Below are 26,533 nucleotides of genomic sequence, written 5' to 3'. Positions count from 1 at the left end.
TCAATCCTGGATAAAATGAAAAATCAAATAAAAGAAAATGTGAGGGGCTGTCCAAAAAGTCAGTATAACTGACTTTTTGGCGCCCCTTTTTTCTTTTGATGGATGATAGAAGGTTTGCCTTTGAATATGTTCGTCTATCATAGATAATATAGGTTAAAAGCGAGCGGATTTCGAATATCAGTTCGTATTATTTGTCAATCAGCGCTTGATCTGTGCTATAATGGTAATCACGATAACGTGATATTGGAGGCAATGAGATGGGATTTGAGCTTGTTTCTAAGTATCAGCCTCAAGGTGACCAGCCTCAGGCGATTAAAAAAATTGTTGAGGGGATTAACGCAAATAAAAAGCATCAAACATTGCTTGGTGCAACAGGAACAGGTAAAACATTTACAATGTCGAATGTCATCCAGCAAGTGAATAAACCCACACTCATTATTGCGCATAATAAAACACTCGCCGGACAGCTGTACAGTGAGTTTAAAGAATATTTTCCCAATAATGCAGTTGAATATTTTGTCAGCTACTATGATTACTATCAGCCGGAGGCTTATATTCCGCAATCAGATACGTATATAGAAAAGGATGCCAGCATAAATGACGAGATTGACAAGCTCAGGCACTCAGCGACAAGCGCATTATTTGAAAGAAAAGATGTTATTATCGTTGCCAGCGTTTCCTGCATTTACGGCTTGGGTTCACCGGAAGAGTACGGCTCGCTTGTGCTTTCTTTAAGGGTTGGCATGGAAAAAGACCGTGACCAAATGCTAAAAGAACTTGTTGATATTCAGTACAGCCGCAACGATGTTAATTTTGTCCGCGGAACTTTCCGGGTTCGCGGCGATGTTGTTGAAATCTTCCCGGCTTCAAGGGATGAACATTGCATTCGCGTCGAATTTTTTGGTGACGAGATTGATAAAATTTCCGAGATTGATGCGCTGACAGGCGAAATTATAGGCCTTAGGGATCATGTAGCTATTTATCCTGCTTCTCACTTCGTTACGAGAGAAGAAAAAATGAAGAAGGCCATCGTGCGGATCAAAGAAGAATTGCAAGAAAGATTGAAAGAATTAAAGGATCAAGGCAAGCTTTTAGAAGCGCAAAGACTTGAGCAGAGAACCAATTATGATATTGAAATGATGCAGGAGATGGGCTTTTGTTCGGGCATTGAAAACTATTCCCGGCATTTGGCGCTGAGAGAAGCGGGTTCAACGCCGTATACGCTGCTTGATTATTTTCCTGATGACTTTCTGATTATTATTGATGAGTCCCATGTCACCATTCCGCAAATCCGCGGAATGTACAACGGGGACCAGGCACGGAAAAATGTCCTTGTTGAACATGGCTTCAGATTGCCGTCCGCAAAAGATAACCGGCCGTTAAAATTTGAAGAATTCGAGGATCACGTTCATCAGATTTTATATGTTTCGGCGACACCCGGCCTCTATGAAATGGAACATTGTCCTCAACCAGTGGAGCAAATTATTCGTCCGACCGGCCTGTTAGATCCGACAATAGATGTTCGGCCTATTGAGGGTCAGATAGATGATTTGTTGGGTGAAATCAATAAACGCATCGAACAAAATGAACGGGTGCTTGTGACAACACTTACGAAAAAGATGGCTGAGAACCTAACAGATTATTTGAATGATATGGGCGTCAAAGTCCGTTACTTGCACTCAGAAATTAAGACGCTTGAGCGGATTGAAATTATCCGCGATTTACGCATGGGAGCTTTTGATGTCCTTGTCGGCATTAATTTGCTGCGTGAAGGGATTGATATTCCTGAAGTTTCGCTAGTAGCGATTTTGGATGCTGATAAAGAAGGATTTTTGCGTGCGGAAAGATCATTAATTCAAACGATTGGCCGGGCGGCAAGGAATGCTAATGGCCATGTCATTATGTATGCTGATAAAATCACTGACTCAATGAGGGTTGCGATCGATGAAACTGAAAGGCGCCGGAATATCCAAAAGGCTTTTAATAAAGAGCACGGCATTACGCCGCAAACGATTAAAAAGGATATTCCTGATTTAATCAGAGCAACATATGTGGCGGAAGAAGCTGAGGATTATCATAAAGCGCCTGATTTGAGCAATCTAAATCAAGCTGAACGGGAAAAAGCTATTGAAAATATGGAAAAAGAAATGAAAGAAGCTGCAAAAGCATTAGACTTTGAAAGGGCTGCTGAGTTAAGGGACATCATCTTGGAACTTAAAGCGGAAGGATGACCTGTATGGGATTAGAAAATATTGTTGTAAAAGGTGCGCGTGAACACAATTTAAAGAACATTGATGTAACGATTCCGAGAGACAAGCTCGTTGTTGTCACCGGCCTGTCCGGATCAGGAAAATCGTCGCTTGCCTTTGATACCATTTATGCCGAAGGCCAAAGGCGGTATGTTGAATCATTATCTGCCTATGCCAGGCAGTTTCTTGGGCAAATGGATAAGCCTGATGTTGATGCCATTGAAGGACTGTCGCCGGCGATTTCCATCGACCAAAAAACAACAAGCAGGAATCCGAGATCTACTGTCGGGACTGTTACTGAAATATATGACTATTTGAGGCTGCTGTTTGCCAGAATCGGTCATCCGGTATGTCCAAATCATGGCGTGGAAATTTCATCGCAAACCATTGAACAAATGGTCGATAGAATTTTAGAGTATCCGGAGAGGACTAAGCTGCAAATATTAGCGCCGGTCGTTTCCGGGCGCAAGGGCGAACATGTCAAAGTTTTGGAGGATATTAAAAAGCAGGGCTACGTTCGAGTTCGTATAGACGGCGAATTAAGAGAAGTTGCTGAAGATATTAAGCTTGAGAAAAATAAAAAACATAATATTGAAGTTGTGGTCGACCGGATCGTTGTGAAGGAAGGCGTGCGCTCCCGTTTGGCAGATTCATTGGAATCCGCGACCAAACTGGCTGACGGACGGGCGATTGTTGATATTATTGATGGTGATGAGCTGTTATTCAGCGAGCATCATTCCTGTCCTTATTGCGGTTTTTCAATTGGTGAACTGGAGCCGCGCTTATTTTCTTTTAACAGTCCATTCGGCGCTTGTCCGTCTTGTGATGGCTTAGGGGCAACGCTTGAAGTCGATTTGGACTTAGTGATTCCGGATTGGGATAAGACTCTTGAAGAACATGCCATTGCGGCGTGGGAGCCGACCAGCTCCCAATATTATCCGCAGCTTTTGAAAAGTGTTTGCGACCACTATGGTATTGAAATGGATGTTCCAGTGAAAGACTTGCCAAAATCACAGCTTGATAATATTTTATACGGAAGCGGAAAAGAGAAAATTTTATTTAGGTATGAAAATGATTTTGGCCAAGTAAAAGAAAATATGATCTATTTTGAGGGAGTCATTAACAATATTAGCCGCCGTTATAAAGAAACGGGGTCTGATTGGGTCCGCGAACAGATGGAAAGTTACATGGCGCAAAAGTCTTGTACAGCTTGTAAAGGCTATCGTCTGAAACCCGAGGCTTTAGCCGTGAAAGTTGCGGGTAAACACATTGGTGAAATCACCTCTCTATCGATTCGTGAAGCCAAAGCATTTTTTGAAGAACTTCAGTTATCTGATAAAGAAAAACAAATCGCCCGGTTAATATTAAGAGAAATTATTGAACGGACAGGTTTCCTTGTTAATGTCGGTCTTGATTATTTATCATTAAGCCGGGCGGCAGGCACTTTATCCGGCGGCGAAGCACAGCGGATTCGCTTGGCAACCCAAGTCGGCTCACGTTTGATGGGCGTCTTGTATATATTGGATGAGCCTTCAATTGGCTTGCACCAGCGGGACAATGATAAGCTGATTAAAACACTTGTTAATATGCGTGATCTTGGCAATACATTGCTCGTTGTAGAACATGATGAGGATACAATGCTCGCAGCCGATCATATTATTGATATTGGTCCTGGAGCGGGTGCTCACGGCGGCTATATTACCGCTCAAGGGACCCCTGAGGAATTAATGAAAGATGAAAATTCATTAACCGGACAATACTTATCAGGAAGAAAATTCATTCCTGTTCCTCTGGAAAGGCGGAAACCAGAGAAACGGTCAATTACAATCACGGGCGCAAAAGAAAACAATCTTAAAAATGTAAAAGTAGAAATACCGCTCGGCGTATTGACATGTGTCACAGGCGTATCAGGTTCAGGAAAGAGTACGCTCGTCAATGAAATTTTATTTAAAACATTAGCCCAAAAACTTCATGGACGAAAAGAAAAGCCCGGTGAATATCGTTCGATAAAAGGCATTGATGAGCTTGACCGCGTGATCGATATTGACCAATCACCGATTGGGCGGACGCCCCGATCCAATCCGGCAACATATACCGGTGTTTTTGACATGATTCGAGAGGTCTATGCGCAAACCAATGAAGCGAAAATACGCGGTTACAAAAAAGGCCGTTTTAGTTTTAATGTGAAAGGCGGGCGGTGTGAAGCTTGCCGCGGAGACGGCATTCTTAAGATTGAAATGCATTTCCTCCCGGATGTCTATGTTCCTTGTGAAGTCTGCCACGGCAAACGTTATAATCGCGAGACGCTTGAAGTCACATATAAAGGAAAAAATATTGCCGACGTTCTTGAAATGACGGTTGAAGAAGCTTTGCATTTCTTTGAAAATATTCCGCGCATTAAAAGGCGGCTTGAACCTTTATATGATGTCGGGCTCAGCTATATTAAGCTGGGGCAGCCGGCGACAACTTTATCAGGCGGCGAAGCGCAGCGGGTAAAGCTCGCCTCGCAGTTATATCGGAGAACGAAAGGGCGCGCGCTCTATATTCTGGATGAACCGACGACCGGTCTGCATGTCGATGATATTTCACGGCTGTTAGATGTACTCCATCGCTTAGTAGATAATGGTGATTCTGTATTGATCATCGAACACAATCTTGATGTTATAAAAACAGCCGATTACTTGATCGATCTTGGTCCTGAAGGGGGCGACGGCGGCGGTACAATCGTTGCTGCCGGTACACCGGAAGAAATAGCTGAAACGCCTGAGTCTTACACCGGACAATATCTTAAGCCTGTTTTGAAACGTGACAAACTGCGAATGGAAAAAAGAATAGAAACGAAACAAACTATTTAATCAGGTTGTTGAAGTCTTAACAACCTGATATTTTCTTTAATATAATTGCTCTTTTGGCATATGCTAAAAAAGATTGGATCGTTTGATATGCGTGGTTTTTTACTTTTGATGAACGGGTATAGTAAAATAAAATCAATATGCTTCATAAAAAATGAGGTGGAAAAATGTTTAATTTATGCCGCTCCACAAAGCATAGAGTTCTTGGAGGAGTATTAGGCGGTTTAGGAGAATTTATTAGTGTCAGTCCGACGCTCCTTAGACTCATTTATATTGTTATTTTTATATTTACCGGATTTTTCCCAATGGGGTTAATTTATATTATTGCATGGCTTGTCCTGCCAAATGACTATGAAAGACAGTGATGATTTATGATGAAGGATTGGTTGATAAATATTATCGTTAACACCATCGTGCTTGTCGTTATTGCCGGATATGTACATACTTTCTATTTAAGCAGCATTTGGGCTGCTTTTGCGGCAAGCATTATCTTATCGATCTTAAATTTAATCGTTAAACCCATCCTTATACTTTTGACTTTGCCAATAACCGTTTTTACGCTGGGGCTGTTTCTATTTGTCATCAACGCTATTACACTTTGGATTACAGCCGGCATCATGGGCCACGCTTTTCAAATTTCCAACTTCGGCACGGCGCTGCTGGCAGCTGTTATCATGGCTCTTTTAAATGCATTGATTCAAGGGCTCATCATTAACCCATTAAGATATAAAAATAAATAAAATGTCTTTAAGAAAAAGGAGCCTTCTAAGCAAGGCTTCTTTTTACATTAGCGATTATTTTCTGCCCGGCTTTATGCCAAGTTTCAAAACTGCTAAAATATACATATGTGTTTATTAAAATCAGACAAGCATAGTTTTTAGGAGGCAGCCATGGCAAAGGTTCTTGTCGAAGAAGTGATTAACCATTTTAAATTAGAGCTGATATGCGGCAAAAAGGGAATCAACCGTGAAATTCTGACGAGTGACATTTCAAGACCCGGTTTGGAAATGGCTGGTTTTTTCACCTATTATCCAGCTGAACGCGTTCAATTGCTGGGCAAGACTGAATTATCCTTTTTTGCATCATTATCAAAAAAGGAAAGAGAAGACCGAATGAATCAGCTTTGTACTGAAAAGACACCTGCAATCGTCATTTCCCGGGGTTTAGAAGTGCCAGAGGAGTTGATCGAGTCTTCGGAAAAGGCGGGGGTTCCGGTATTAAGGTCTACACTTAAATCCACACGTTTAAGCAGTTTGATTACTAACTATCTTGAAACCCGGTTAGCACCTACAACATCTATTCATGGTGTGCTTGTTGATGTATATGGTGTCGGTGTTCTGTTAACCGGAGACAGCGGTGTCGGAAAGAGCGAAACGGCATTAGAGCTTGTTAAGCGGGGACACCGGTTAGTGGCTGACGATTCTGTTGAGATTCGGCAGGCAGGTGAAAATGAATTAGTCGGCAATGCGCCCGAGTTAATCCGCCATCTTCTCGAAATTCGCGGGTTAGGCATTATTAATGTTATGACGCTGTTTGGTGCTGGTGCAGTAAGGAATTATAAAAAGATAGCTTTGGTCATTCATCTTGAATTTTGGGACCCGGATAAAGTTTACGATCGTCTTGGGCTGGAGGAAGAAAGAGTGAAATTAATTGATACGTTTATTCCAAGACTGGTGCTTCCTGTAAGACCTGGGCGAAATTTGGCGGTTATTGTAGAAGTTGCATCAATGAATTACCGATTGAAAAATATGGGGGTCAACACAGCTCAACAGTTTTCTGAGAGGCTTAATGAAGCAATCAGAGATAGATAAAGGCAAAAATACAGCGACTGCTGTAAAAATTATTTTTGCCGTTTAATGATAAGAAGTGGAATACTTCTTTGAATAATCGACGAAGAAGGAGAAGTGGAAATCGGTGAATCAGGATATATACCCTTTAAACCGTGTAGCTTTCCAGCTTGGCCCGTTTCATATATATTGGTATGGCATTATTATTGCATTTGCCGCTCTGTTGGGTTTCTTCCTTGCCGTGCGGGAAGGTAAGCGGAGAGGGCTGCCGAAGGACACTTTTATTGATTTGGTATTATTTGCAGTGCCTATTTCAATTATTTGTGCGAGAGCCTATTATGTTATATTTGAGTGGCCATACTATTCACAGCATCCCGCCGAAATCATTGCCGTATGGCACGGCGGCATCGCTATCTACGGCGCATTAATTGGTGCTGTGATAACAGCGGTCATTTTTTGTAAAATCAGGCATTTGTCCTTTTGGAAGGTAGCTGATATCGCTGCACCCAGCATTATTCTTGGCCAAGGCATCGGCCGATGGGGAAATTTTATAAATCAAGAGGCTCACGGAGCTGAAACAACCCGGCAATTTCTTGAAAATCTGCATCTTCCGTCCTTTATTATTAATCAAATGTACATAAATGGGACTTACTATATTCCGACGTTTCTATATGAATCTGTTTGGGATATATTGGGCTTTATTATTTTGCTCATATTAAGAAGGCTTAACTTAGGGCGCGGCGAGATTTTTTTAAGTTTTGTTATTTGGTACTCGGCCGGGCGCTGTTATATAGAAGGGCTGCGAACGGACAGCTTAATGTTGACAAGCTATCTGCGGGTTTCGCAAGTCCTGTCGGTTGTCTTTATCATTGTCAGTCTTGTCATTTGGATTTACCGCCGCACAAAAGGGTATTCAAAAGTGAAATATTTGGAAAAGTAATCAAGCAGAGCCTTGAAAAAATAGGGGAGTGTCTTAGTTGATTAAAACAATATTATTCGATTTAGACGGTACATTAATTAATACTAATGATCTCATCATCGCTTCATTTGCTCATACGTTAGAACATTATTATCCGGGACGCTACAGCCGCCGCGACATTATCAGTTTTATCGGCGAACCCCTTGAGGATTCATTTAAGAGAGTGGATGAACAGAAAGCGCAAGACATGATTGATATGTACAGAGCGCACAATCATGAATACCATGATGAGCTGGTTAAAGAATATCCGCATGTATATGAAACGGTTCAAACATTATCAGAAAAAGGCTATAAGCTCGGCATTGTGACAACAAAAATGCGGCCGACTGTTTTGATGGGGCTAAAGCTGACCCAGCTCGAACAGTTCTTTCCCGTTGTCATTACTTATGATGATATTACACATGCCAAGCCTCATCCTGAACCGATTTTTAAAGCGTTAAAAGCGCTGGATGCAGAACCGGAAACGGCTATGATGGTCGGCGATAGTTCTTATGATATTCAAGCTGGTAAGAATGCGGGCGTCAAAACAGTGGGCGTTGCCTGGACAATCAAAGGCCGGGAAGTGATTGAAAATGAGAAGCCTGATTTTATTATCGATGACATGTCTGAAATTCTATCCATTGCAGGTGTAAATGGCGGATGAGACAAACGACGCGCTATCCGGTAAAAGGTCCTAATTCATTATGGCAATTATATAAAACGGTTTCCTTTTGGAAAGTGGCCAAATGTTTTATTGTCATTCAAATTGGCCGGTATACGCCCTCGCTCCGATTAAAACGGTGGCTGTACCGCACCTTTTTAAAAATGGAAATCGGCGAATGTACAGCGCTTGCCTTCATGGTCATGCCCGATTTGTTGTTTCCGGAGTTTATTAAGATCGGTTCAAATACAATTATCGGTTATAACACGACTATACTCGCGCATGAATACCTTATTAATGAGTACCGGATTGGCAAAGTGAGGATTGGTGACCGCGTGATGATCGGAGCCAACAGCACCATTTTGCCTGGTGTCACTATAGGAAATGATGCGGTTGTCTGTGCAGGAACAGTAGTCCATCGACATGTGCCGGAGGGTGCTTTTGTTGGCGGAAACCCGATGAAAATCATTTATACAAAAGAGGAACGCCAAAAACAAATGGAAAAAAATAATGGTTAAGGGGGAACCGGTCATTGGATAAAATCATTGACCATTACCATTGCTGTGCCTCGTGTCGGCATTTTCGCATACGGTGTTCAGACGAAGGCGGCAAAACCGCTGTCTGCTCAAGGCTAGGCTATGAAACCAAGCCGTTTTACAAGTTTAATTGCTGGGACCCGAAACCGCGCGTCAAGCAGGCTATAAAAAATAAGCTAAAATAAAAGCCATCCTAAAAAACGGTGGACTCCCTCCAAGGCGGACAGGTTAGAAAATAACATCTGTTAATCGTGAGGGGGTCTATCAAGTGAGGATGGCTTTTCATTATTATAATAAATAAAATCCTAACCCCATAATAACATATGAAGCAAGCAGCAGCGCACCTTCAAACCAGTTAGTGTCTCCGTCAGTCGTAATGCTGATGGTTAGCAGCACGCTTAAAACCATAGCGACCAAATCAGTAACAGGAAAGACTAAAGGCAGGAAATTGGTGAAAGCCAATGAAAGCAGGACGAGAATAGGCGCTACAAACATAGCGATTTGTAAAGTCGATCCAATGGCGATTTCCACAGTCACTCCCATGCGGTTCTTATAGGCCATCATAATGGCTGATGCGTGTTCGGCGGCATTGCCGACAATGGCTACAATAATCACGCCGATAAATATTTCTGACCAGCCAAATGATTCGGCGACAGGTTTAATGGTATGTACCAAGTTTTCACTTATATAAGCGACAAAAATAGTGGCTACGCAAAGAATAATCACTGATTTCCATAGTCCCCATTCCGGTTCCTCGTGTTCCTCCGCCGCCGCTTCATTTTTTTTATAAACCCCGCGATGTGTGACGAGTTTGAAAAACAATGCAAATAAATAAATGATGATCATGATAATCGAAATGGCGGCGCTTAACACACGGACTTCTGAGCTGTTAAGCTGCGTTGAAAAGACAAGCGGAAATACAAAGGAAACAATAATCGCAAACATGAGCAGACCGCCGTTATGCCTTGCCTCAAAAATATTAAATTGCTGACGCTTGTATTTTAATCCGCCGATAAGAAATGAGAGGCCCCCGACAAGCAAAAGATTGCCAATAATAGAGCCGGTAATCGAAGCCATGACCACATTAATCAGTCCGGCTTTTAAAGAAAAAATAGAAATAATCAGTTCAACGGCATTGCCGAAGGTCGCATTTAACAGTCCGCCGATGGATGGACCGGCAACAATTGACAAGCTTTCTGTAGCGCGCCCCATAAAGCTTGCCAAGCCTATAATCGTTATACAAAAAATTATGAACATAAGGGTTGGCGTCCAGTGCAATAAGCTGCCTATGATCGATACCGGCACTCCGATAATCGTAATGACAAGGAAAATGAAATTCAACGTATAACCTCCTCTGTTAAAAACGAACTATTCCTTCATTATTTTATAACATTATCGTTCAACTATTTATTTTTTATTTAAATTTAATAAAAATTGACTCTTGACGTTTTAAAGTACGTTGTGTAAACTACTATTTAAACTTTAATTTATTATCATATTAGCGAAGTAAAGTACGGGGTGATTTTTTGAGCGACTTGTATATGTTTGAGAAGCCCTTGGGCATGCGCGATACTTTACCAGCTTTATATCGCTGCAAACAGAGAATTAAAAATATTTTAAATGATGAGATAGGAAAATGGGGTTATGATTTTATGGCAACCCCGGCTTTGGAGTATGAAGAGACAATCGGAAAAGTTTCAGCCATAGTTGATCATCACCTTTTTCGATTATTGGATAAAGAAGGACGAACGGTTGTCCTTCGGCCTGATATGACTGCGCCGATTGCGAGAGTGGCGGCTTCCAGCTTAAAGGAACAGCCGCTGCCTTTAAGGTTGGCTTATACGGCTGCTTTGTTTCGAACCCAGCAATTTGAGGGAGGGCGTCCAGCGGAATTTGAGCAAACGGGTGTTGAACTGATCGGAGATGCAACGGCTCATGCAGATGCTGAAGTGATTGCTCTTATGGTTTCACTGTTAAAAATGTCCGGTTTGAAAAATGTCAAGGTTGTGATTGGACATACAGGGTTTGTCAATGCCTTCTTAGCAGATATTGCCGATTCAGCAGACGACGAATCGGCATTAAGATGGTTTTTGTATAAAAAGAATGATGTCGGCTTTCGTGAACACGTCTATTCTTTGAACATGACAGATGAAAATAAGCAAAGACTGTTCATGTTTATTGATTCCCGTCGAGAACATAATGAAAATACATTAGCTAAGATAAAAACATTATTGCCTTCTTCTCATGGCCGGGTCATTTATCAGTATTTATCTCAATTGTACCTGCTTTTGGAAAATCACGGTGTTTCTGGATGTATAGATCTCGATTTAACTTTAGTCAGTCATCTTGATTATTACACCGGTGTTGTCTTTCAAGGATACGGCGGTTCGAAAGGCTTTGCGATAAGCAGCGGGGGCAGATATGACGAGTTGCTTGCCAAGTTTAACCGTCCATTGCCGGCAACAGGATTCGGATTGCGGCTGGATCGGCTGATTGAGGCCCTCGGCAATTGCCAAGGAAATGATTCCATCAATAAAACCGTTGTCATTTACAGCGAAGCTAACCAAGAAAAGGCATTTAAATATGCTGAAGAATTAAGAAAACAAGGGCAATCTGTCGTTTTACAGGCCCAAGCCGGTTTAGAAGATGCTGAAGCGTTTGTGAAACATTTCAGTTCGGCTGTTGATTTTTCACTTTAAGCATTAATCCGAAGTTAGTTTCAACAAAGGAGGTGGCTGAATTGGCTCAAGAATTAACAGTCGCCATGCCGAAAGGGCGGATTTTCCAAGATGCAGCTAAACTTTTGCGCCAAGCAGGCATCCAGCTGCCGGCAGATTTTGAAAATTCCCGGAAGTTAATTATTTCAGCTGAAAATTGCAGCATGAAATTTATTTTAGCGAAGCCGGTTGATGTACCGACATACGTAGAATACGGCGGTGCTGATATAGGCATTGCCGGAAAAGATGTGTTAATGGAAGCAGAAAGTGATGTCTACGAGGTTTTGGATCTCGGGATCAGCGCATGCCATCTGGCTGTCGCCGGATTGCCGGATGCCGCTAAGCGCTCATCGGCATACAAAGTCGCGACAAAATATCCGAAGACTGCTGCCCGGTACTTTCGAGAACAAGGCGAACAAGTAGAAGTCATCACTTTAAACGGCTCGATTGAATTAGCGCCTCTCATTGGTTTGGCCGACTGCATTGTTGATATTGTTTCAACGGGCCGCACATTAAAAGAAAACGGTTTGGTTGAGAAGGAGAAGATTTCTGATATTACCTCGCGATTAATTGTCAACCCGGTAAGTTACCGGCTAAAAAAAGCTGACATAGATCAATTAATCGGTAAATTAACAGAGGTTGTGAAGGAGAATTTAAATGGAATGGATCAAAAATCAGGAGTTGAAGTTCTTAAATAAAAGAAAACTTAATGTATCCTCTGAACGAGAAAAGGCCGTCCGTGAAATCATCGCTAATGTTAAAAAATCAGGTGACGCTGCGCTTCGGGAATATACTATCAAATTTGACAATGTTATCCTGGAAGATTTCAAGGTAACGAAAGAAGAAATAGATTCAGCTTATCACCAAGCACCAAAAGGAATTGTGGACATTATTAAGGAAGCGGCGGCTAATATTAAAGCCTTTCATGAAAAACAGAAGCCAGAGTCGTGGCTGGAGGTTCAGCCTGACGGGTCAATACTGGGCCAAAGGGTGACTCCGCTTGACGCGGTCGGCGTTTACGTTCCGGGCGGTACAGCGGCTTATCCTTCTTCCGTATTAATGGGGGCAATACCAGCGCTTGCAGCAGGCGTCGAAAAGGTTGTGATCGTTTCGCCTCCGCAAGAAAACGGCACGATCGCCGACGGCGTGTTAATCGCCGCTAATGAAATTGGCTTGACCGACATTTATAAAGTCGGCGGGGCCCAGGCGATTGCTGCTTTAGCTTATGGAACAGAAACGATGCCTAAGGTTGATAAAATTGTTGGTCCAGGTAATCAGTACGTTGCTTTGGCTAAACGTGAAGTTTTTGGAACAGTTGATATTGACAGTTTGGCAGGACCAAGCGAGATTGTTGTTTTAGCCGACGATTCTGCTGAGCCAAACTGGATTGCTGCCGATCTTTTATCACAAGCGGAGCATGATCCTATGTCAATGGCTGTGTTAGTAACGCCGTCAGAGGCTTTGGGGAAGGCGGTTGAATCCGAAATGTCCAATCTTTTGTCTATGCTGCCCAGAAAGGAGATTGCCGAACGCTCAATCAAAGACTTTGGAAAAATTATTCTGGTGGAACACCTTGAAGATGGTGCGGAAATCGTCAATCAATTGGCTCCTGAGCATCTTGAGATCATGGTCGAACAAAAGGCAGAAGAGAGAATACTTAAAGCAATTAAACATGCCGGCGCCATTTTTATCGGTTCTTACAGCACTGAACCTGTTGGCGATTACTTTGCAGGTCCTAACCATATCATTCCTACAAATGGAACTGCGAAATTCGGCAGTCCGTTAAGTGTTGAAAGTTTTATTAAGCGTTCAAGCATGATTCGTTACAGCCGGGAAGCTTTAATAGAAAACGCTGCAAAAATAGCTGGATTTGCCCGTTATGAAGGGCTTGAAGCGCATGCCCGTGCCATTGAAGCACGTTTGAAGAGGTGATAGGGATGACAAGAGAAGCCCGCATAAATAGAAAAACTTCAGAAACAAAGATCGACCTTTCTTTAGAAATAGATGGCGGAGGTTTGGCAGAAGTTGAGACAGGTGTTCCGTTTCTTAACCATATGCTTAACCTTTTTGCAAAGCATGGCCTTTTCAATTTGAACGTTAAGGCCTCCGGAGACACCGAGATAGATGACCATCATACAACTGAGGACGTTGGGATTTGTCTGGGCCAAGCGTTTCGGGAAGCGCTTGGTTCCAAGAAAGGCATTGTGAGATATGGACACATGGTGCTGCCGATGGATGAAGCGCTAGTCATGGTTGCCGCGGATTTAAGCGACCGTCCGCACTTTGAATTTAACGGTGAACTGCCTTCGCCAAAAGTCGGTACTTTTGATTCTGAACTCGTTCATGAGTTTTTATGCAAACTTGCCATTGAAGCGCGAATGAATCTTCATGTGAAAATTTTTTACGGGAAAAACACACATCACATCATTGAGGCAATATTTAAAGCCCTGGGACGAACGCTCGATGCCGCGTCAACGATAGATCCGCGAGTGCAAGGAATACCTTCAACGAAAGGGATGCTGTAAGATGATTGGTATTTTAGATTACGGGATGGGGAATTTACACAGTGTGGCTTCTGCTTTAAAACGTTTGGGTGTTGATGGCCTAGTGTCATCAAAGCAATCACATCTTGAAGAGACAGACGGATTAATATTGCCTGGTGTCGGCGCCTTTAAAGATGCTATGAATCTATTGCATGCAGACGGGCATGTGGAATTTATTAAAGATTACGCGAAGCGCAAACCTCTCCTCGGCATTTGTCTGGGCATGCAATTATTATTTAATGAAAGTGAAGAGCATGGTTTAACAGAAGGTCTCGAATTATTGCCGGGACGAGTCAGGCGCTTTCCCGCCGGAGGATATAAAGTGCCTCATATGGGGTGGAACGAGCTCATTGTTTACCAGCCGCAAGCGCCCCTGATCAAACATCTTAAAGCGGATTATGCCTATTTTGTTCACTCATATTACGTCGAAACAGAAGATAAAAGCTTGTTGATTGCAACGGCCGATTATGGCATAGAAGTACCTGCGATCGTCGGGCGGGGCAAAGTTTTCGGCACTCAGTTTCATCCGGAAAAAAGCGGAGAGTTCGGATTAAATTTATTATCGCATTTTTGCCAATTAAGCGAACGTGGAGTGATTTATGATGCAATTTACCATCTTTCCCGCCATTGATATCCGTGGAGGGCGATGCGTTCGCCTGTATCAAGGCGATTTTAATCATGAGACCGTTTATCATGATTCACCAGTCAGCGTCGCAAAATCTTTTTATGAACAAGGTGCGCAGTGGCTCCATCTCGTTGATTTGGATGGGGCGAAAGAAGGGAAGCCGGCTAACCTGGAAACGATTTGCGAGATCGCCTCATCGGTGCCGATTCCTGTTGAAGCGGGCGGCGGCATTAGAGATATGAAGACAGTTGACACTTATTTAGGAGCCGGGGTCAAACGTGTGATCTTGGGGAGTTCCGCCATTTCTGAACCGGCATTCGTTAACGAGGCTCTGCGGGAGTACCCCGATCATATCGCGATTGGGATTGATGTACGTGATGGAAAGGTAGCGATTGAAGGTTGGATAGAGACATCAGAAACGACAGACATTGAATTAGCAAAGAGACTGACTGAAGCCGGAGCAAGAACTTTTATTTACACAGATATATCCCGAGACGGCACATTAAAAGGACCGAACATTGAGGCTATTTCCCAGCTCGCGATTGAAACGGGGCAAAATGTCATTGCTTCTGGCGGCGTGTCAACGATTGAGGATGTCAAAAAGCTTGCCGGGAAATCGAAAGACGGTGTAGCGGGGGCAATCATCGGCAAAGCGCTGTATACCCGTTTGATTTCATTGCGGGAAGCCTTAGAGGTTGTTGAATATGCTGACTAAACGTTTGATTCCGTGTCTGGATGTCAAAAACGGACGGGTGGTTAAAGGGATTCAGTTTCATAACTTAAGAGATTCCGGCGATCCTGTTGAATTGGCTAAACAATATGACCGTGAAGGTGCTGATGAGCTTGTTTTTCTTGACATATCAGCTGCTCATGAAGGGCGGACAACGATGATTGAAGTTGTGAGAAGCGTCGCAGAGCAATTATCGATCCCCTTTACTGTCGGGGGCGGCATTCAATCATTGGAAGATATGAAACAAATATTAAGAGCCGGCGCAGATAAAGTTTCATTAAATTCATCAGCCGTCAGCAATCCTGAGATTATTGAAGCGGGCGCGCGCTATTTTGGCAGCCAATGCATTGTTGTCGCCATTGATGCAAAATACGATCCGTCGGCAAACAGTTTTAAAGTTTATACACACGGAGGCAGCAGGAAAACGAACCTTGATGCTGTGGAATGGGCAAAACAGGCTGAAGCGTACGGTGCCGGAGAAATTTTATTAACGAGCATGGATTGTGATGGCGAAAAATCGGGGTTTAACTTAACCATAACGAAGCAGATCAGCCAAGCAGTCTCAATACCTGTTATTGCCTCAGGCGGCGCGGGATGCGCGGAAGACTTTTATCGAGTTTTCGAGGAAGGACAGGCGGATGCGGCCTTGGCGGCTTCGATTTTTCATTATAAAGACACTTCTATTGAACAAGTCAAATCATTTTTAAAGGATAAAGGAGTAGCAGTGAGATGACTATTGACGAGCTGAACTTTGATGAAAAAGGTTTGATACCGGCAATCGTCCAAGATGTACAAAGCAAAGAGATCCTCATGTTAGCTTATATGAATCAGGAATCATTAAATAGGTCGCTGAAAACTGGAGAAACATGGTTTTACAGCCGTTCCCGCCAAGAATTGTGGAACAAAGGGGCAACATCAGGAAACAAACAGCAAATTGCTGATATTTGTTTTGATTGTGATAAAGACGCTTTAATTGTCAAAGTAATCCCGGAAGGCCCTGCATGCCACAATGGTTCGTACAGCTGTTTTTCACAATCTTTGATAAAAGACAGCGGAAAGCCGGAAGCGTCTCCCAGCCGCTTTCAGATTATTAATGAGTTAGAGGAGACAATCGCCAGGCGGGAAGCGGAGATGCCTGAAGGCGCTTATACAACTTATCTTTTTGAAAAAGGGTTGGATAAGATTCTCAAGAAAGTCGGCGAAGAAGCGGCAGAAGTCATCATCGCTGCCAAAAACCGCTCAAGTGAAGAATTGGAATGGGAAGCCGCCGATTTACTGTATCACCTGTTGGTTTTGCTTAGAGAACAAAATGTTGGATTAGACGATATACTGGCTGTTCTAAATAAGAGGCACCAATCTTAACTTGCCGAACATCGAAAGCCGCTAACGATAGGATTAACCATCGTGCAGAAGGGCCTATAACAAAACCGATTCCTTACATTTTAGGGAATCGGTTTGTCATTCTTATCACAGCTCTTATGTAAACCGGATTGTTTATTATAATGGATACAATACTTCAACGATATAGTCATAAAACAGCCCTAAAAAGACCATGAAGCCAAGCATTAAAATGGCACTCCAAAGGAATATAAAATGCCTTTTCTTGACTATATAGCAATAAATACTTAAAAAAGCCAAAATGATAAACAAGAAGCCCGATCCAATCATTAACCAGCCGCCTAAACTATGTTGATACATAAAAAATTTTGCCTTTATTAAAAGGCTAGCGGCCAAAATAAAGATTAAAGTAAAAACTGCTGCAAAATAATTAAATATCCTTAAACGAATATTTCTTATAGACAACTCACTTTGTAACTGTTTATCCGGTTTAATTAAGTAATCCAGGCTAATATGATACAATTCACTTATTTGAACAAGGTTAATAATGTCAGGAACCGATTTATTATTTTCCCATTTAGAAATGGCCTGGGCAGTGACATTTAATTTCTCGGCTAATTGTTGTTGAGAATAGCTGTTTTCTTTTCGAAGCTTTTTTAATTTATCTCCTAATTCCATTTGTCTCACCTCCTTTACTCCAAATATAAAAGAAGTCATAAAAATAAGCACGATAATGTTAGTTGTTTTTTGTAAACTGAGTTATAAACCATTAGTTGAGTTTGATATTTCCTTTAATCTAAAGTGCCGATAACATGATGTCAGTTACATAAAAAAGGGCTGCCCAAAAAAGCAAGGTAACTGACTTTTTTTGGCGCCCTTTTCATTTTTTTTATTCTGACAAGTCAACCGGAATGTATTTTGCAATAATCTTTTTTTTCGATCTATTTACATTTATAATGATGGTAAGAATTCTAACTGTCCATTTAGGAAGGCGGGACAACTTGAAATTTCCAAAAAAGGCGTTTTTGAAAATAATAAATCCACTGATATATGGAGTTATTGGGTTTGGCTGCGCGGAGTTATTCATCATGTTTTATAACGGAGTAATCCTTAAAGAAAAACCTTTTCAGCCGAGAGATCTGTTTTTTGCAATTATTCCTGGTATTTTCTACATAGTAAGTGTAATCCGCAATCATGGCAAACAAGTAAATGATCATGATCAAGCTGACCAAAAAACTGTTTACAAAAACACAGCCATTTATATAATTATTGTTTTAGTCATAATAGTGCTTGTTGTTTGGATAGGGAGAATAGTAACTTTATGAAAAGTCCAAGAAAAAAAACGGGCGCCTCTTTATATGATAGATTTATTTATCGAAAGCTCCAACTTTTTGAGAAGAAGGGCAAAAACAAAGGGGGCAGCAATTGAAATTTAAGTCAAAGAAGTCGGCAGTTAATTTTATTATAATTTGGTCTATTGCTATTATCTTGCTTTTATTTTCTTTTATTGCTATTAAAGAAAATGTTAATACTTCCTTCCATTTTGTGTGGGAACATTTTATCTTATTGATTTTATCCTTAGTCTTAATGATTTCTGGCATTTTAATGATATCAGTTTGGTTTAATACATATTATATTATACAAGACGATTGTCTCGTTATTTCGTTCATACCTTTTAGGAAAAAATATATTCAATTTAAACAAGTTGAATCGGTTGTAAAAGGATTTACAGCTTTAGCCGGACCGGCACTTTCTTCTGATCGATTAACAATTACCGAAAAAGGAGGTAATCTTACAGTGATTTCTCCTGATGATCAATCTAAATTTATTCAGCAATTAAAAAATAAATGTCCGAAAGCATATTTTGATGTTTTATATGAGGACACACCATTCTTGGTATGTCAGGTAGTCGTGAAAATCCTCGCAACCTTTTTTTATGTATTTCTCTATTCGTTTTTACTTTTTTTTAAAAAACTTTAAAATAGCATTCCCTATTAACACTGCCAGTATAAAACACCATACATACAAATTTAAACCATCAGGCAAAAATTTCAAAACCCATACAGCCATCATGAGTGTTGTGATAGTAAGATAGTTTATTTTATCATCGTATTTAAATTTCCTTAAGTTAGTAACAACTATTATATATCCAATTGGAGGAGTTACAAAGCAAAAGAAATATAAAAAGCCTGTTTTTAAGTACCATGGCTGTTTTTTACCCACAATATCATCCTTCCCTATGAAACGCATAGATTCATAATATCATTAAATAGGGAGAGTCATCATTAATGTTTTAGCAAGACCCGTAGCTGCCCAATACAAAAAGATATGCTCTAATCGGATTGGACAAACCGCAAAATAATGTAGCATATAGTAAGCCTCTTATACTAACACACGTTCCAAAATATATTTTCAGAAAGGATAGCTAAAGTTTTATTTTAGATGTCTATTATTATAGCGAGTGTTGCCTTTAACTTCTGACAGGAATTAATTCTGTTCTGGTTTGTGCCTCTTCTTATCACATTTTAAATTTTACGATATTGGGCAGAAATGGCAGAGCATTCGGCCGTTGATATACATAAAAGAAAATTAGCTAATTTTTAGAAAAGGGGGAGAACATTATGTTAGTAGCACTGCTTCACGGATTCTTATTAGCCTTAGGTCTAATTATTCCCCTAGGTGCTCAAAATGTATTTGTATTTAATCAGGGGGCTTGTCAACCGAAGTTAAGAGGAGCAATTCCAGTTGTCATTACAGCTTCACTTTGTGATACTTTACTCATATTATTAGCAATCCTAGGGGTTTCCGTTGTAGTATTATCTGCCCCTGTTCTACAAACAGTCATCTTTTCAATTGGACTATTATTTCTTCTTTATATGGGGTGGTCTATTTGGAAAAGTGATCCCGCAGCCTTAAATCAAAAAGAAACAGCCATGTCACCTAAGAAACAGATTATGTTTGCTTTGTCAGTGTCTCTCCTTAATCCTCATGCCATCCTTGATACGATTGGTGTAATTGGGACTAATTCTCTTAGCTACACAGGTTCAGCAAAGGTAGCATTTACTATTGCTTGTATTGCAGTCTCGTGGATTTGGTTTTTGAGTCTCGCAATAACAGGAAAGGTAATCGGCAAGCTTGATCCAAACGGTACTTTTTTGAAACTGATAAACAAAGTTTCAGCCATCATTATATGGGGTGTAGCTCTATATATTGCTAAGCAATTGTACAGTCTGTTTTAAAAAGGGGCCATTTATGTACGTTGCGATTGTTTCCGCTTCCGAATCACCGGAAGAGGTGTTGGAGAAATGGAAACCATTTGAGGTGAACCTATAATGAATATGAATTTTAAAAAAATGGTGGGGATTTCACTTCTTTTTACTCTTTTTGCTACTATTTTAAGAATCGTTGTACGTAATTTGGCTGGGAAGGATCAGTTCCCAATATGGGCTGATTTTCTACTTGACTTGCCTTGGTTTATAGGTGCTTTTTTATTATGTTATTGGGTTTATCTTATAGAAAAAAATAAAGATTAGCATAAATAATATCGGTATGATCATTTTTCCAGGTTGAAGAGATAGTCCCCAGTTTATTGTTTATTTATAAGGGATACAATTGGTTTGAAACCTATTTATCTTTTAATAATGATTTCTTTGTTTTTATTAAGCGATAATTCTAACTCATTACCACTCATTTCGTTTTCTCCTTTTTCTAATGAGTATGGATTTGATTTTAACCAGTTTAACATGTTATAACGATACATGCTTTTTTGCCCTTGTCCAAAAATCCACTTTTTCTAAAAATTTAATGTCTATAAAATTAACAGTTTCGTCCTTTCTCAAGCTTGATGTATGTTATACTTTTTGAAGGGATAAAAAGTAAACACGGGGGACGACCATTTTGGAACGAATGTCTAAGAAAGCACATATCATTTTCTTTCGTCCAGACGGGGAATATTATTTTCAAAAAGGGATAAATGCCTATCAAAAAGGTGATTTATACCGTGCTCATAAATATATAGGGAGAGCCATTGCGTTTGAACCTAACGAGACGGAATATTTGTGTCAACAAGCTGCGATTTTAGCGGAATTAGAAGAATACGAGGCATCCATTGACATATTGAATAAAGTCGTCCATGAATTGGATGAACAATTAACTGAATGTTACTTTTTTATGGCAAATAACTATGCTTATCTTGGCCGTTTTGATGAGGCTTTAAAAGAAGTAAGGACTTATATGTCCCTAGATCCTAAAGGCACATTTATTCAGGAAGCAAGGGAGCTTTATAAGCTTTTGACGGTTGAATCGGGTCATTTTATCGAAGAAGAAGAAAATTATATTGCTGACCATGAGAAAGGCAGGCAAGCGCTGGAGCACGGACAATTTGACAAGGCTGTCCGGTGTTTTAAAAAGGTGATAGAAGATCAGCCTTTATTTTGGGCAGCGTATAATAACCTTGCTATTGCTTATTTTTCTCAAGGACGCGTTGAGGAAGCTTATGAGACGCTTTATCAAGTGCTTAGGCAGGACATAGGGAATGTCCACGCATTATGCAATTTGGCCACTTTCAGTTACCAACTGAATGATGCAAAGAAGCTCAATCAATTGACAGCTGTTTTGGATAAGCTTCACCCATTTTATCCGGAACATCGCAGCAAGCTTGGTTCGACGTACTTTTTCTTAGAGGATTATGAAAAAGCTTATCATTGGCTATTATCCGCAGAAAAGGCAGGAGTGTACGGCGACCAGTCCTTCTATTACTGGCTGGCGCTTTCAAGCTATCGAACCGGCCGAATGGATCAAGCCATGCGCGCATGGAAAAAGGTTGACTTTTTTAAAGGGCGGCCTTTTCATCCATACGAACATGGGAAAATCCAAGAAATGCTTTTTGCCGATGATGCGGTCAATAATCCAATGGTTTTCTCCCTTGTTGATCAGCAGCTTCGTGAAGGAGAAACAGCATCAAAGGTTTTCTCTCTTTTTTATTTAAAGTACTTGGACAATGAGGACGCCAGCCAGAAAATCGAACAATTCCGCCGGAACTTAAATGGGGAGCAGCCGCTCAGCGATATTGCCTGTCTATTGTCAGATAACGAATGCGAAGATCAGCGTCTTGAAATTATGCGCGCATTAGAAAAACAATTCAGTAATGGTGCGCCGATCATTAATCACTATGATCTATACGGCTGGTGGACCATTGTTTTTGACATCACAAGGGATGAGAAAAACTTGGATGTATCGGGCTGGGCAGCAGGCCTTGCCTATTTGTGGTTTAAAGAAACCGGGCAAAAAGAAACACAAAAAACAGTCGCCGAAATGTTTGGGACGACTGTTTACCGGCTAAAAAAGCATATTGACAAACTTGGCAGGATATTAAACGATTACAACCTTTGATCGCTCAAAAAAGTCAGTAAAAGTCACAATATTACCGTCATGAGCATATTGATAGACTTAAATAGGGGTCTTATATAGCATAGAATTAGAATAGAAAACAGAAACTAAATGAAGCTGAATTTAGAGGATGTTCAAAAAGGCCGGGAACGGGTGCAGAGAAGCGATTGCCGCTTCTCACCGCATCGCTTCGAGTTTGTAATATTTATTCCGCCTTTTTGAACTCGTATTTTATATTTCAGAAAAGGAATGATCTAAATGACCACTGAAAAAATTTATGATGTGATCATTGTAGGAGCCGGTCCTGCCGGGATGACGGCAGCTGTCTACGCTTCTCGTGCCGATATGGATACACTTATGATTGAACGCGGCATTCCAGGCGGGCAAATGGCTAATACTGAGGACGTTGAAAATTATCCAGGCTTTGAAAGCATTCTGGGTCCTGATCTGTCAAATAAAATGTTTGAACATGCCAAAAAATTTGGTGCGGAATATGCTTACGGCGATATCAAAGAAATCCGCGAAGGCGAAAATTATAAGACTGTTATCGCAGGCGGCAAAGAATACAAAGCGTTGTCAGTTATTATTGCAACAGGTGCTGAATATAAAAAATTAGGCGTGCCCGGTGAAGAAGAACTTGGCGGACGAGGCGTTTCATATTGTGCTGTTTGTGACGGCGCCTTTTTCAAGAATAAAGAATTAATCGTTGTTGGGGGCGGCGACTCTGCTGTAGAAGAGGGTGTTTACTTAACGCGTTTTGCTTCTAAAGTAACGATTGTTCACCGCCGCGATGAGCTTCGTGCGCAAAAAATCTTGCAGCAGCGAGCATTTGATAATGAAAAAGTGGACTTTATTTGGAATCATACCGTTAAAGAAATTCATGAAGTGGACGGCAAGGTCGGCAAAGTCACACTTGTTAATACCCAAGATGGTTCTGAAAAAGAAATGGATATGGACGGCGTTTTCATTTACATTGGCATGCTGCCGCTTAATCAGCCATTTAAAAACCTGGGCATTACAAACGAAGAAGGATATGTTGTCACAAATGAAAAAATGGAGACAAAAATCCCGGGTATTTTTGCGGCCGGCGACATTCGCGAAAAAGAACTTCGTCAAATTGTTACAGCAACCGGCGACGGAAGCATTGCGGCACAGTCGGCTCAGGCCTATGTAGAAGCCATAAAAGAAAAATCTAAAGTCTCATAACTTAGTGACTAAATAAAGTTATTTGCTCTTAAACCGTTTGTAACAGTGGTGAAATAAAATTGGGGTATTATAAAAGAATAAATTGACCCCCTTTTTAATAAAGTTCTTTGACGGCATGGGCAAAAGTCCATGTCTCTTTTTTTATTTTTTTGTCAATGATGTTACAGAAATATATTTCGTTTTCAAGAAAACTTGTCGACTGGCAAGCCGCTGGACGAAAGCAAAGAAGGCATCTTGAATAAGCCTCAATTCGACTTGGGGCGAGAGGTCGGAGAGAAGCTTCACTAATCAGCGTCGGGCAGAAGTGCTCTTGCTGCACTTATACTATCTACTCTATCTCGGCTGCTAGGCCGGGATTTTACCTTAGCTGAAGGCATAACTTTAGATGGCAAAAACAAATGAAAAGGCTTTCATTAAGAATAGACGGTATATCAAATTCGCAGCAATCCCCTTTTTCACTAGCAGATACTTTAGACAAACACTAATTCGTAGTATACTAAGAATCGAGGTGTAATCATGCAAAGAGTAACAAATTGTCTATTGCGTAAAGGCGATCAAGTATTAATGCTGAAAAAGCCTAGACGGGGTTGGTGGGTCGCTCCTGGAGGAAAGATGGAGAGCGGTGAATCGGTCAAAGATACCGTGATTCGGGAGTTTCGTGAAGAAACAGGCTTATACTTGCAGAACCCTGTGTTAAAAGGCGTTTTTACTTTTGTTATAAAAAATGGTGAACACATTGAGTCAGAATGGATGATGTTTACCTTTTATGCTGATCAATTTGAAGGGCAATTATTAGAGACAAGCGAGGAAGGCGAATTGGAATGGCAGTCCATTGATCACTTTCAAAAACTGCCGATGGCTGAAGGAGACCGGCACCTCTTGGATTATGTGCTTCGCGGCCACGGCATGATCTTCGGCACCTTCCATTACTCGCCCGATTTTAAATTATTAAGCTACAGGCTTGATCCGAGTTAATGTCACTTTAAGAACATTTAACTGCTTTAATCTGATGAAATAATAAAGAAAAACTTAGGCTTTTGCTATTAAAACTTGGTGAGGAGCCAAGTTTTTCTAAAAAATATTGGGGATGGAGATAATGAATAAAGATATTCAAGTCGTTATCATCACAGGCATGTCCGGCGCGGGGAAAACAGTTGCCACACAAAGTTTTGAAGACCTCGGGTTTTTCTGTATAGATAATTTGCCGCCGACGCTGCTTCCGAAGTTTATCGACCTCATTGAGGAGTCAGGAGATAAACTGAATAAGCTGGCGCTAGTCATGGATCTGCGGGGCAGAGAGTTTTACGATTCTTTGTTTGAATCGATTGACGCTTTAAGCAAAAACGAAAACATTAAACCGAAAATTCTTTTTCTGGATGCAAGCGATGATGTGTTAGTGCGCAGATATAAAGAAACGCGCCGTTCACATCCGTTAGCGCAAACTGGGCTGCCTCTAGAGGGGATCAAAGCCGAGCGAAAAATGGTTGATGAAATTAAAGGAATTGCCCAGTATTATATTGATACAACTGATTTAAAGCCTATTGAACTTCGCGAGAAAATTACGGAACAATTTTCAGGCAGAAACGAACCAACTTTTTGCGTAAATGTCCTTTCTTTTGGATTTAAATACGGTTTGCCTATCGATGCCGATCTTGTTTTTGATGTTCGCTTTTTGCCAAATCCGCACTATGTCGAACACATGAGGGAACAAACCGGACTGGAAGCTGATGTGTCCGATTATGTATTTAAATGGACGGAAACAAAACAGTTTCTTCAAAAATTAATGGATCTGCTAAAATTTATGCTTCCGCAATATAAACGTGAAGGAAAAAGACAGTTAGTGATTGCGATTGGCTGTACCGGCGGCAAACATCGTTCAGTTGCTCTTGCGGAAGCTGTCGCCAAACAAGTTTCAGATGAATATGCCACACATGTTTCACATCGTGATATCCATAAAGGAAGAGCGCGTGTAGATGAATAAACGGCCAAAAGTTGTCGCTATCGGGGGAGGAACCGGTCTTTCGGTTCTGCTTAGAGGGTTAAAAAAAGAAGAGATGGATATTACTGCAATTGTAACAGTGGCAGATGACGGCGGGAGTTCGGGCATTTTAAGAAATGAACTGCAAATCCCGCCGCCCGGTGATATCCGTAATGTGCTTATCGCGCTATCTGAAACTGAACCATTATTTGAGAAATTACTGCAACACCGTTTTGAAAATGGCAATGGTTTGACAGGGCATTCCGTTGGTAATTTATTGCTCGCAGCAATGACATCCATTACCGGTGATTTCGCAAAGGGCATCAGTGAAATCAGCCGGGTCTTAAATGTAAAAGGCCAAGTTTTGCCTGCCGCCAATCAAAGCATTATACTAAAGGCTGTTATGGCTGACGGTACCCTTGTTGAAGGGGAATCATTTATTCCTAAAGCCAACAAGAAAATTAAACGGGTTTTCTTGGAGCCTAATGATATTCAGCCATTACCTGAAACCATAGAAGCCATACAAGAAGCCGATTTAATCGTCCTGGGGCCGGGAAGTTTATATACGAGTGTCCTGCCGAACTTGCTCGTGCCAAGAATCAGCGAGGAAATCCAAAAAGCAAAGGCGAAGAAAGTATATATTTGCAATGTCATGACTCAAAAGGGTGAGACAGACCAATTTACGGCCTCTGATCATGTTAAAGTTTTATTAAACCATGTGTCCGAAGATTTTCTGGACTATGTACTTGTTAATAACAAAACCATTCCGACCCGTATTTTGGAGCGCTATGCGACTGAAGGGGCTGCACCGGTCATTTATGATCAGAAAGAGCTGGAATCGTTGGGGTTCAAAATAATCAGCGACCGGATTATAAAATACGACCGTTCTGTGATCAGGCATAACGAAAAAGTCTTGACTAAGTGGTTAATGTCCCTGCTCCAAAGCGACGGCACAGAATAAGGTC

At 41.1% G+C, this 26,533-nt stretch carries 28 protein-coding genes; 25 read left to right on the top strand and 3 right to left on the bottom strand.

Annotation, left to right across the window (positions count from 1 at the left end; all coding sequences use genetic code 11):
• Positions 1-257: 257 nt before the first annotated feature.
• The 8 genes from uvrB to JOD45_RS05945 all read left to right on the top strand — a co-directional run bounded on the left by uvrB (position 258) and on the right by JOD45_RS05945 (position 9,025).
• Entirely contained in the window at positions 258-2,231 is a 1,974-nt protein-coding gene (gene uvrB, locus JOD45_RS05980) for an excinuclease ABC subunit UvrB (RefSeq protein WP_205002961.1), read from the top strand.
• 5 nt (positions 2,232-2,236) lie between these two features.
• Positions 2,237-5,104, top strand: a complete 2,868-nt coding sequence (gene uvrA, locus JOD45_RS05975; RefSeq protein ID WP_205002960.1) for an excinuclease ABC subunit UvrA — start codon at positions 2,237-2,239, stop codon at positions 5,102-5,104.
• Positions 5,105-5,268: 164 nt separating this feature from the next.
• Positions 5,269-5,466, top strand: coding sequence for a PspC domain-containing protein (locus JOD45_RS05970; RefSeq protein ID WP_205002959.1), 198 nt, complete (start codon positions 5,269-5,271; stop codon positions 5,464-5,466).
• A gap of 9 nt (positions 5,467-5,475) precedes the next feature.
• Positions 5,476-5,841, top strand: coding sequence for a phage holin family protein (locus tag JOD45_RS05965; RefSeq protein ID WP_205002958.1), 366 nt, complete (start codon positions 5,476-5,478; stop codon positions 5,839-5,841).
• A gap of 150 nt (positions 5,842-5,991) precedes the next feature.
• Positions 5,992-6,912, top strand: coding sequence for an HPr(Ser) kinase/phosphatase (gene hprK, locus JOD45_RS05960; RefSeq protein ID WP_205002957.1), 921 nt, complete (start codon positions 5,992-5,994; stop codon positions 6,910-6,912).
• A 103-nt stretch (positions 6,913-7,015) separates the two neighbouring features.
• Positions 7,016-7,828, top strand: coding sequence for a prolipoprotein diacylglyceryl transferase (gene lgt, locus JOD45_RS05955; protein WP_205002956.1), 813 nt, complete (start codon positions 7,016-7,018; stop codon positions 7,826-7,828).
• Positions 7,829-7,865: 37 nt separating this feature from the next.
• Positions 7,866-8,510 carry a pyrophosphatase PpaX gene (ppaX, locus tag JOD45_RS05950; RefSeq protein ID WP_205002955.1) on the top strand — a complete coding sequence of 215 codons (645 nt, stop codon included), beginning with the start codon at positions 7,866-7,868 and terminating at the stop codon, positions 8,508-8,510.
• Positions 8,507-9,025, top strand: coding sequence for an acyltransferase (locus tag JOD45_RS05945; protein ID WP_205002954.1), 519 nt, complete (start codon positions 8,507-8,509; stop codon positions 9,023-9,025). The genes ppaX and JOD45_RS05945 overlap by 4 nt, the downstream gene beginning before the upstream one ends.
• Positions 9,026-9,331: 306 nt before the next feature.
• On the opposite strand, the gene cax is transcribed toward JOD45_RS05945, so the two are convergent.
• Complete coding sequence (gene cax, locus JOD45_RS05940; RefSeq protein ID WP_205002953.1) at positions 9,332-10,384, bottom strand: calcium/proton exchanger; 1,053 nt, start codon at positions 10,382-10,384, stop codon at positions 9,332-9,334.
• 200 nt (positions 10,385-10,584) lie between these two features.
• Here cax and JOD45_RS05935 point away from each other — a divergent pair, with 200 nt between their 5' ends.
• From JOD45_RS05935 to hisIE, 8 genes are read left to right on the top strand one after another with little or no spacing between them, the layout of a single operon-like run.
• Positions 10,585-11,742 (top strand): ATP phosphoribosyltransferase regulatory subunit, encoded by a 1,158-nt coding sequence (locus JOD45_RS05935; protein WP_205002952.1) that lies wholly within the window; start codon positions 10,585-10,587, stop codon positions 11,740-11,742.
• A gap of 41 nt (positions 11,743-11,783) precedes the next feature.
• Positions 11,784-12,458, top strand: coding sequence for an ATP phosphoribosyltransferase (hisG, locus tag JOD45_RS05930; protein WP_205002951.1), 675 nt, complete (start codon positions 11,784-11,786; stop codon positions 12,456-12,458).
• A complete protein-coding gene (gene hisD / locus JOD45_RS05925) occupies positions 12,418-13,692 on the top strand; it encodes a histidinol dehydrogenase (protein WP_205002950.1) in 1,275 nt (424 codons plus the stop codon). Before hisG ends, hisD begins: the two co-directional genes overlap by 41 nt.
• 5 nt (positions 13,693-13,697) lie before the next feature.
• The gene (gene hisB / locus JOD45_RS05920) at positions 13,698-14,285 is read left to right on the top strand and encodes an imidazoleglycerol-phosphate dehydratase HisB (RefSeq protein WP_205002949.1); all 588 of its coding nucleotides are present in this window, start codon (positions 13,698-13,700) and stop codon (positions 14,283-14,285) included.
• 1 nt (position 14,286) lies between these two features.
• Positions 14,287-14,934 carry an imidazole glycerol phosphate synthase subunit HisH gene (gene hisH, locus JOD45_RS05915; protein WP_205002948.1) on the top strand — a complete coding sequence of 216 codons (648 nt, stop codon included), beginning with the start codon at positions 14,287-14,289 and terminating at the stop codon, positions 14,932-14,934.
• A complete protein-coding gene (gene hisA, locus JOD45_RS05910; protein ID WP_205002947.1) occupies positions 14,906-15,643 on the top strand; it encodes a 1-(5-phosphoribosyl)-5-[(5-phosphoribosylamino)methylideneamino]imidazole-4-carboxamide isomerase in 738 nt (245 codons plus the stop codon). Before hisH ends, hisA begins: the two co-directional genes overlap by 29 nt.
• Complete coding sequence (gene hisF, locus JOD45_RS05905; RefSeq protein WP_205002946.1) at positions 15,633-16,391, top strand: imidazole glycerol phosphate synthase subunit HisF; 759 nt, start codon at positions 15,633-15,635, stop codon at positions 16,389-16,391. The genes hisA and hisF overlap by 11 nt, the downstream gene beginning before the upstream one ends.
• Complete coding sequence (hisIE, locus tag JOD45_RS05900; RefSeq protein ID WP_205002945.1) at positions 16,388-17,020, top strand: bifunctional phosphoribosyl-AMP cyclohydrolase/phosphoribosyl-ATP diphosphatase HisIE; 633 nt, start codon at positions 16,388-16,390, stop codon at positions 17,018-17,020. The genes hisF and hisIE overlap by 4 nt, the downstream gene beginning before the upstream one ends.
• Positions 17,021-17,155: 135 nt before the next feature.
• Here hisIE and JOD45_RS05895 read toward each other — a convergent pair whose 3' ends face one another.
• Complete coding sequence (locus JOD45_RS05895; RefSeq protein ID WP_205002944.1) at positions 17,156-17,674, bottom strand: helix-turn-helix domain-containing protein; 519 nt, start codon at positions 17,672-17,674, stop codon at positions 17,156-17,158.
• Between the two features lie 323 nt (positions 17,675-17,997).
• On the opposite strand from JOD45_RS05895, the gene JOD45_RS05890 reads away from it, so the two are divergent.
• Positions 17,998-18,321: a hypothetical protein gene (locus tag JOD45_RS05890; RefSeq protein WP_205002943.1), complete on the top strand. Its 324-nt coding sequence runs from the start codon at positions 17,998-18,000 to the stop codon at positions 18,319-18,321.
• 100 nt (positions 18,322-18,421) lie between these two features.
• Positions 18,422-18,976: a PH domain-containing protein gene (locus JOD45_RS05885; RefSeq protein ID WP_205002942.1), complete on the top strand. Its 555-nt coding sequence runs from the start codon at positions 18,422-18,424 to the stop codon at positions 18,974-18,976.
• On the opposite strand, the gene JOD45_RS05880 is transcribed toward JOD45_RS05885, so the two are convergent.
• Entirely contained in the window at positions 18,953-19,219 is a 267-nt protein-coding gene (locus JOD45_RS05880) for a hypothetical protein (protein ID WP_205002941.1), read from the bottom strand. The two genes, JOD45_RS05885 and JOD45_RS05880, sit on opposite strands and share 24 nt — an antisense overlap.
• 398 nt (positions 19,220-19,617) lie before the next feature.
• Here JOD45_RS05880 and JOD45_RS05875 point away from each other — a divergent pair, with 398 nt between their 5' ends.
• The 7 genes from JOD45_RS05875 to JOD45_RS05845 all read left to right on the top strand — a co-directional run bounded on the left by JOD45_RS05875 (position 19,618) and on the right by JOD45_RS05845 (position 26,529).
• Positions 19,618-20,235 carry a LysE/ArgO family amino acid transporter gene (locus tag JOD45_RS05875; RefSeq protein WP_205002940.1) on the top strand — a complete coding sequence of 206 codons (618 nt, stop codon included), beginning with the start codon at positions 19,618-19,620 and terminating at the stop codon, positions 20,233-20,235.
• Between the two features lie 93 nt (positions 20,236-20,328).
• Positions 20,329-20,529, top strand: coding sequence for a hypothetical protein (locus JOD45_RS05870; protein WP_205002939.1), 201 nt, complete (start codon positions 20,329-20,331; stop codon positions 20,527-20,529).
• A 373-nt stretch (positions 20,530-20,902) separates the two neighbouring features.
• Positions 20,903-22,387 carry a tetratricopeptide repeat protein gene (locus JOD45_RS05865; protein WP_239549113.1) on the top strand — a complete coding sequence of 495 codons (1,485 nt, stop codon included), beginning with the start codon at positions 20,903-20,905 and terminating at the stop codon, positions 22,385-22,387.
• Positions 22,388-22,642: 255 nt separating this feature from the next.
• Complete coding sequence (gene trxB / locus JOD45_RS05860) at positions 22,643-23,590, top strand: thioredoxin-disulfide reductase (RefSeq protein ID WP_205002937.1); 948 nt, start codon at positions 22,643-22,645, stop codon at positions 23,588-23,590.
• 516 nt (positions 23,591-24,106) lie between these two features.
• The gene (locus tag JOD45_RS05855) at positions 24,107-24,565 is read left to right on the top strand and encodes an 8-oxo-dGTP diphosphatase (RefSeq protein WP_205002936.1); all 459 of its coding nucleotides are present in this window, start codon (positions 24,107-24,109) and stop codon (positions 24,563-24,565) included.
• Positions 24,566-24,686: 121 nt separating this feature from the next.
• On the top strand, positions 24,687-25,571 hold the full coding sequence (rapZ, locus tag JOD45_RS05850) for an RNase adapter RapZ (protein ID WP_338056027.1): 885 nt from the start codon (positions 24,687-24,689) through the stop codon (positions 25,569-25,571).
• Entirely contained in the window at positions 25,564-26,529 is a 966-nt protein-coding gene (locus JOD45_RS05845) for a gluconeogenesis factor YvcK family protein (RefSeq protein ID WP_205002934.1), read from the top strand. The genes rapZ and JOD45_RS05845 overlap by 8 nt, the downstream gene beginning before the upstream one ends.
• The last annotated feature ends 4 nt before the right edge of the window (positions 26,530-26,533 follow it).

The organism is Scopulibacillus daqui, from assembly GCF_016908855.1.
Lineage (GTDB): Bacteria > Bacillota > Bacilli > Bacillales > Sporolactobacillaceae > Scopulibacillus_A > Scopulibacillus_A daqui.
The sequence above is the reverse complement of the archived record's forward strand: the minus strand, read 5'-3'. Positions and strand labels throughout refer to the sequence as shown.

What these genes read in the sequence shown, in the direction of transcription:
- uvrB (WP_205002961.1), top strand. Translation starts at nt 258, where the DNA reads ATGGGATTTGAGCTTGTTTCTAAGTATCAGCCTCAAGGTGACCAGCCT.
- uvrA (WP_205002960.1), top strand. Translation starts at nt 2,237, where the DNA reads ATGGGATTAGAAAATATTGTTGTAAAAGGTGCGCGTGAACACAATTTA.
- JOD45_RS05970 (WP_205002959.1), top strand. Translation starts at nt 5,269, where the DNA reads ATGTTTAATTTATGCCGCTCCACAAAGCATAGAGTTCTTGGAGGAGTA.
- JOD45_RS05965 (WP_205002958.1), top strand. Translation starts at nt 5,476, where the DNA reads ATGAAGGATTGGTTGATAAATATTATCGTTAACACCATCGTGCTTGTC.
- hprK (WP_205002957.1), top strand. Translation starts at nt 5,992, where the DNA reads ATGGCAAAGGTTCTTGTCGAAGAAGTGATTAACCATTTTAAATTAGAG.
- JOD45_RS05945 (WP_205002954.1), top strand. Translation starts at nt 8,507, where the DNA reads ATGAGACAAACGACGCGCTATCCGGTAAAAGGTCCTAATTCATTATGG.
- JOD45_RS05935 (WP_205002952.1), top strand. Translation starts at nt 10,585, where the DNA reads ATGTTTGAGAAGCCCTTGGGCATGCGCGATACTTTACCAGCTTTATAT.
- hisD (WP_205002950.1), top strand. Translation starts at nt 12,418, where the DNA reads ATGGAATGGATCAAAAATCAGGAGTTGAAGTTCTTAAATAAAAGAAAA.
- hisB (WP_205002949.1), top strand. Translation starts at nt 13,698, where the DNA reads ATGACAAGAGAAGCCCGCATAAATAGAAAAACTTCAGAAACAAAGATC.
- hisH (WP_205002948.1), top strand. Translation starts at nt 14,287, where the DNA reads ATGATTGGTATTTTAGATTACGGGATGGGGAATTTACACAGTGTGGCT.
- hisA (WP_205002947.1), top strand. Translation starts at nt 14,906, where the DNA reads ATGCAATTTACCATCTTTCCCGCCATTGATATCCGTGGAGGGCGATGC.
- hisF (WP_205002946.1), top strand. Translation starts at nt 15,633, where the DNA reads ATGCTGACTAAACGTTTGATTCCGTGTCTGGATGTCAAAAACGGACGG.
- hisIE (WP_205002945.1), top strand. Translation starts at nt 16,388, where the DNA reads ATGACTATTGACGAGCTGAACTTTGATGAAAAAGGTTTGATACCGGCA.
- JOD45_RS05895 (WP_205002944.1), bottom strand. Translation starts at nt 17,674, where the DNA reads ATGGAATTAGGAGATAAATTAAAAAAGCTTCGAAAAGAAAACAGCTAT.
- JOD45_RS05875 (WP_205002940.1), top strand. Translation starts at nt 19,618, where the DNA reads ATGTTAGTAGCACTGCTTCACGGATTCTTATTAGCCTTAGGTCTAATT.
- JOD45_RS05870 (WP_205002939.1), top strand. Translation starts at nt 20,329, where the DNA reads ATGAATATGAATTTTAAAAAAATGGTGGGGATTTCACTTCTTTTTACT.
- JOD45_RS05865 (WP_239549113.1), top strand. Translation starts at nt 20,903, where the DNA reads ATGTCTAAGAAAGCACATATCATTTTCTTTCGTCCAGACGGGGAATAT.
- trxB (WP_205002937.1), top strand. Translation starts at nt 22,643, where the DNA reads ATGACCACTGAAAAAATTTATGATGTGATCATTGTAGGAGCCGGTCCT.
- JOD45_RS05855 (WP_205002936.1), top strand. Translation starts at nt 24,107, where the DNA reads ATGCAAAGAGTAACAAATTGTCTATTGCGTAAAGGCGATCAAGTATTA.
- rapZ (WP_338056027.1), top strand. Translation starts at nt 24,687, where the DNA reads ATGAATAAAGATATTCAAGTCGTTATCATCACAGGCATGTCCGGCGCG.
- JOD45_RS05845 (WP_205002934.1), top strand. Translation starts at nt 25,564, where the DNA reads ATGAATAAACGGCCAAAAGTTGTCGCTATCGGGGGAGGAACCGGTCTT.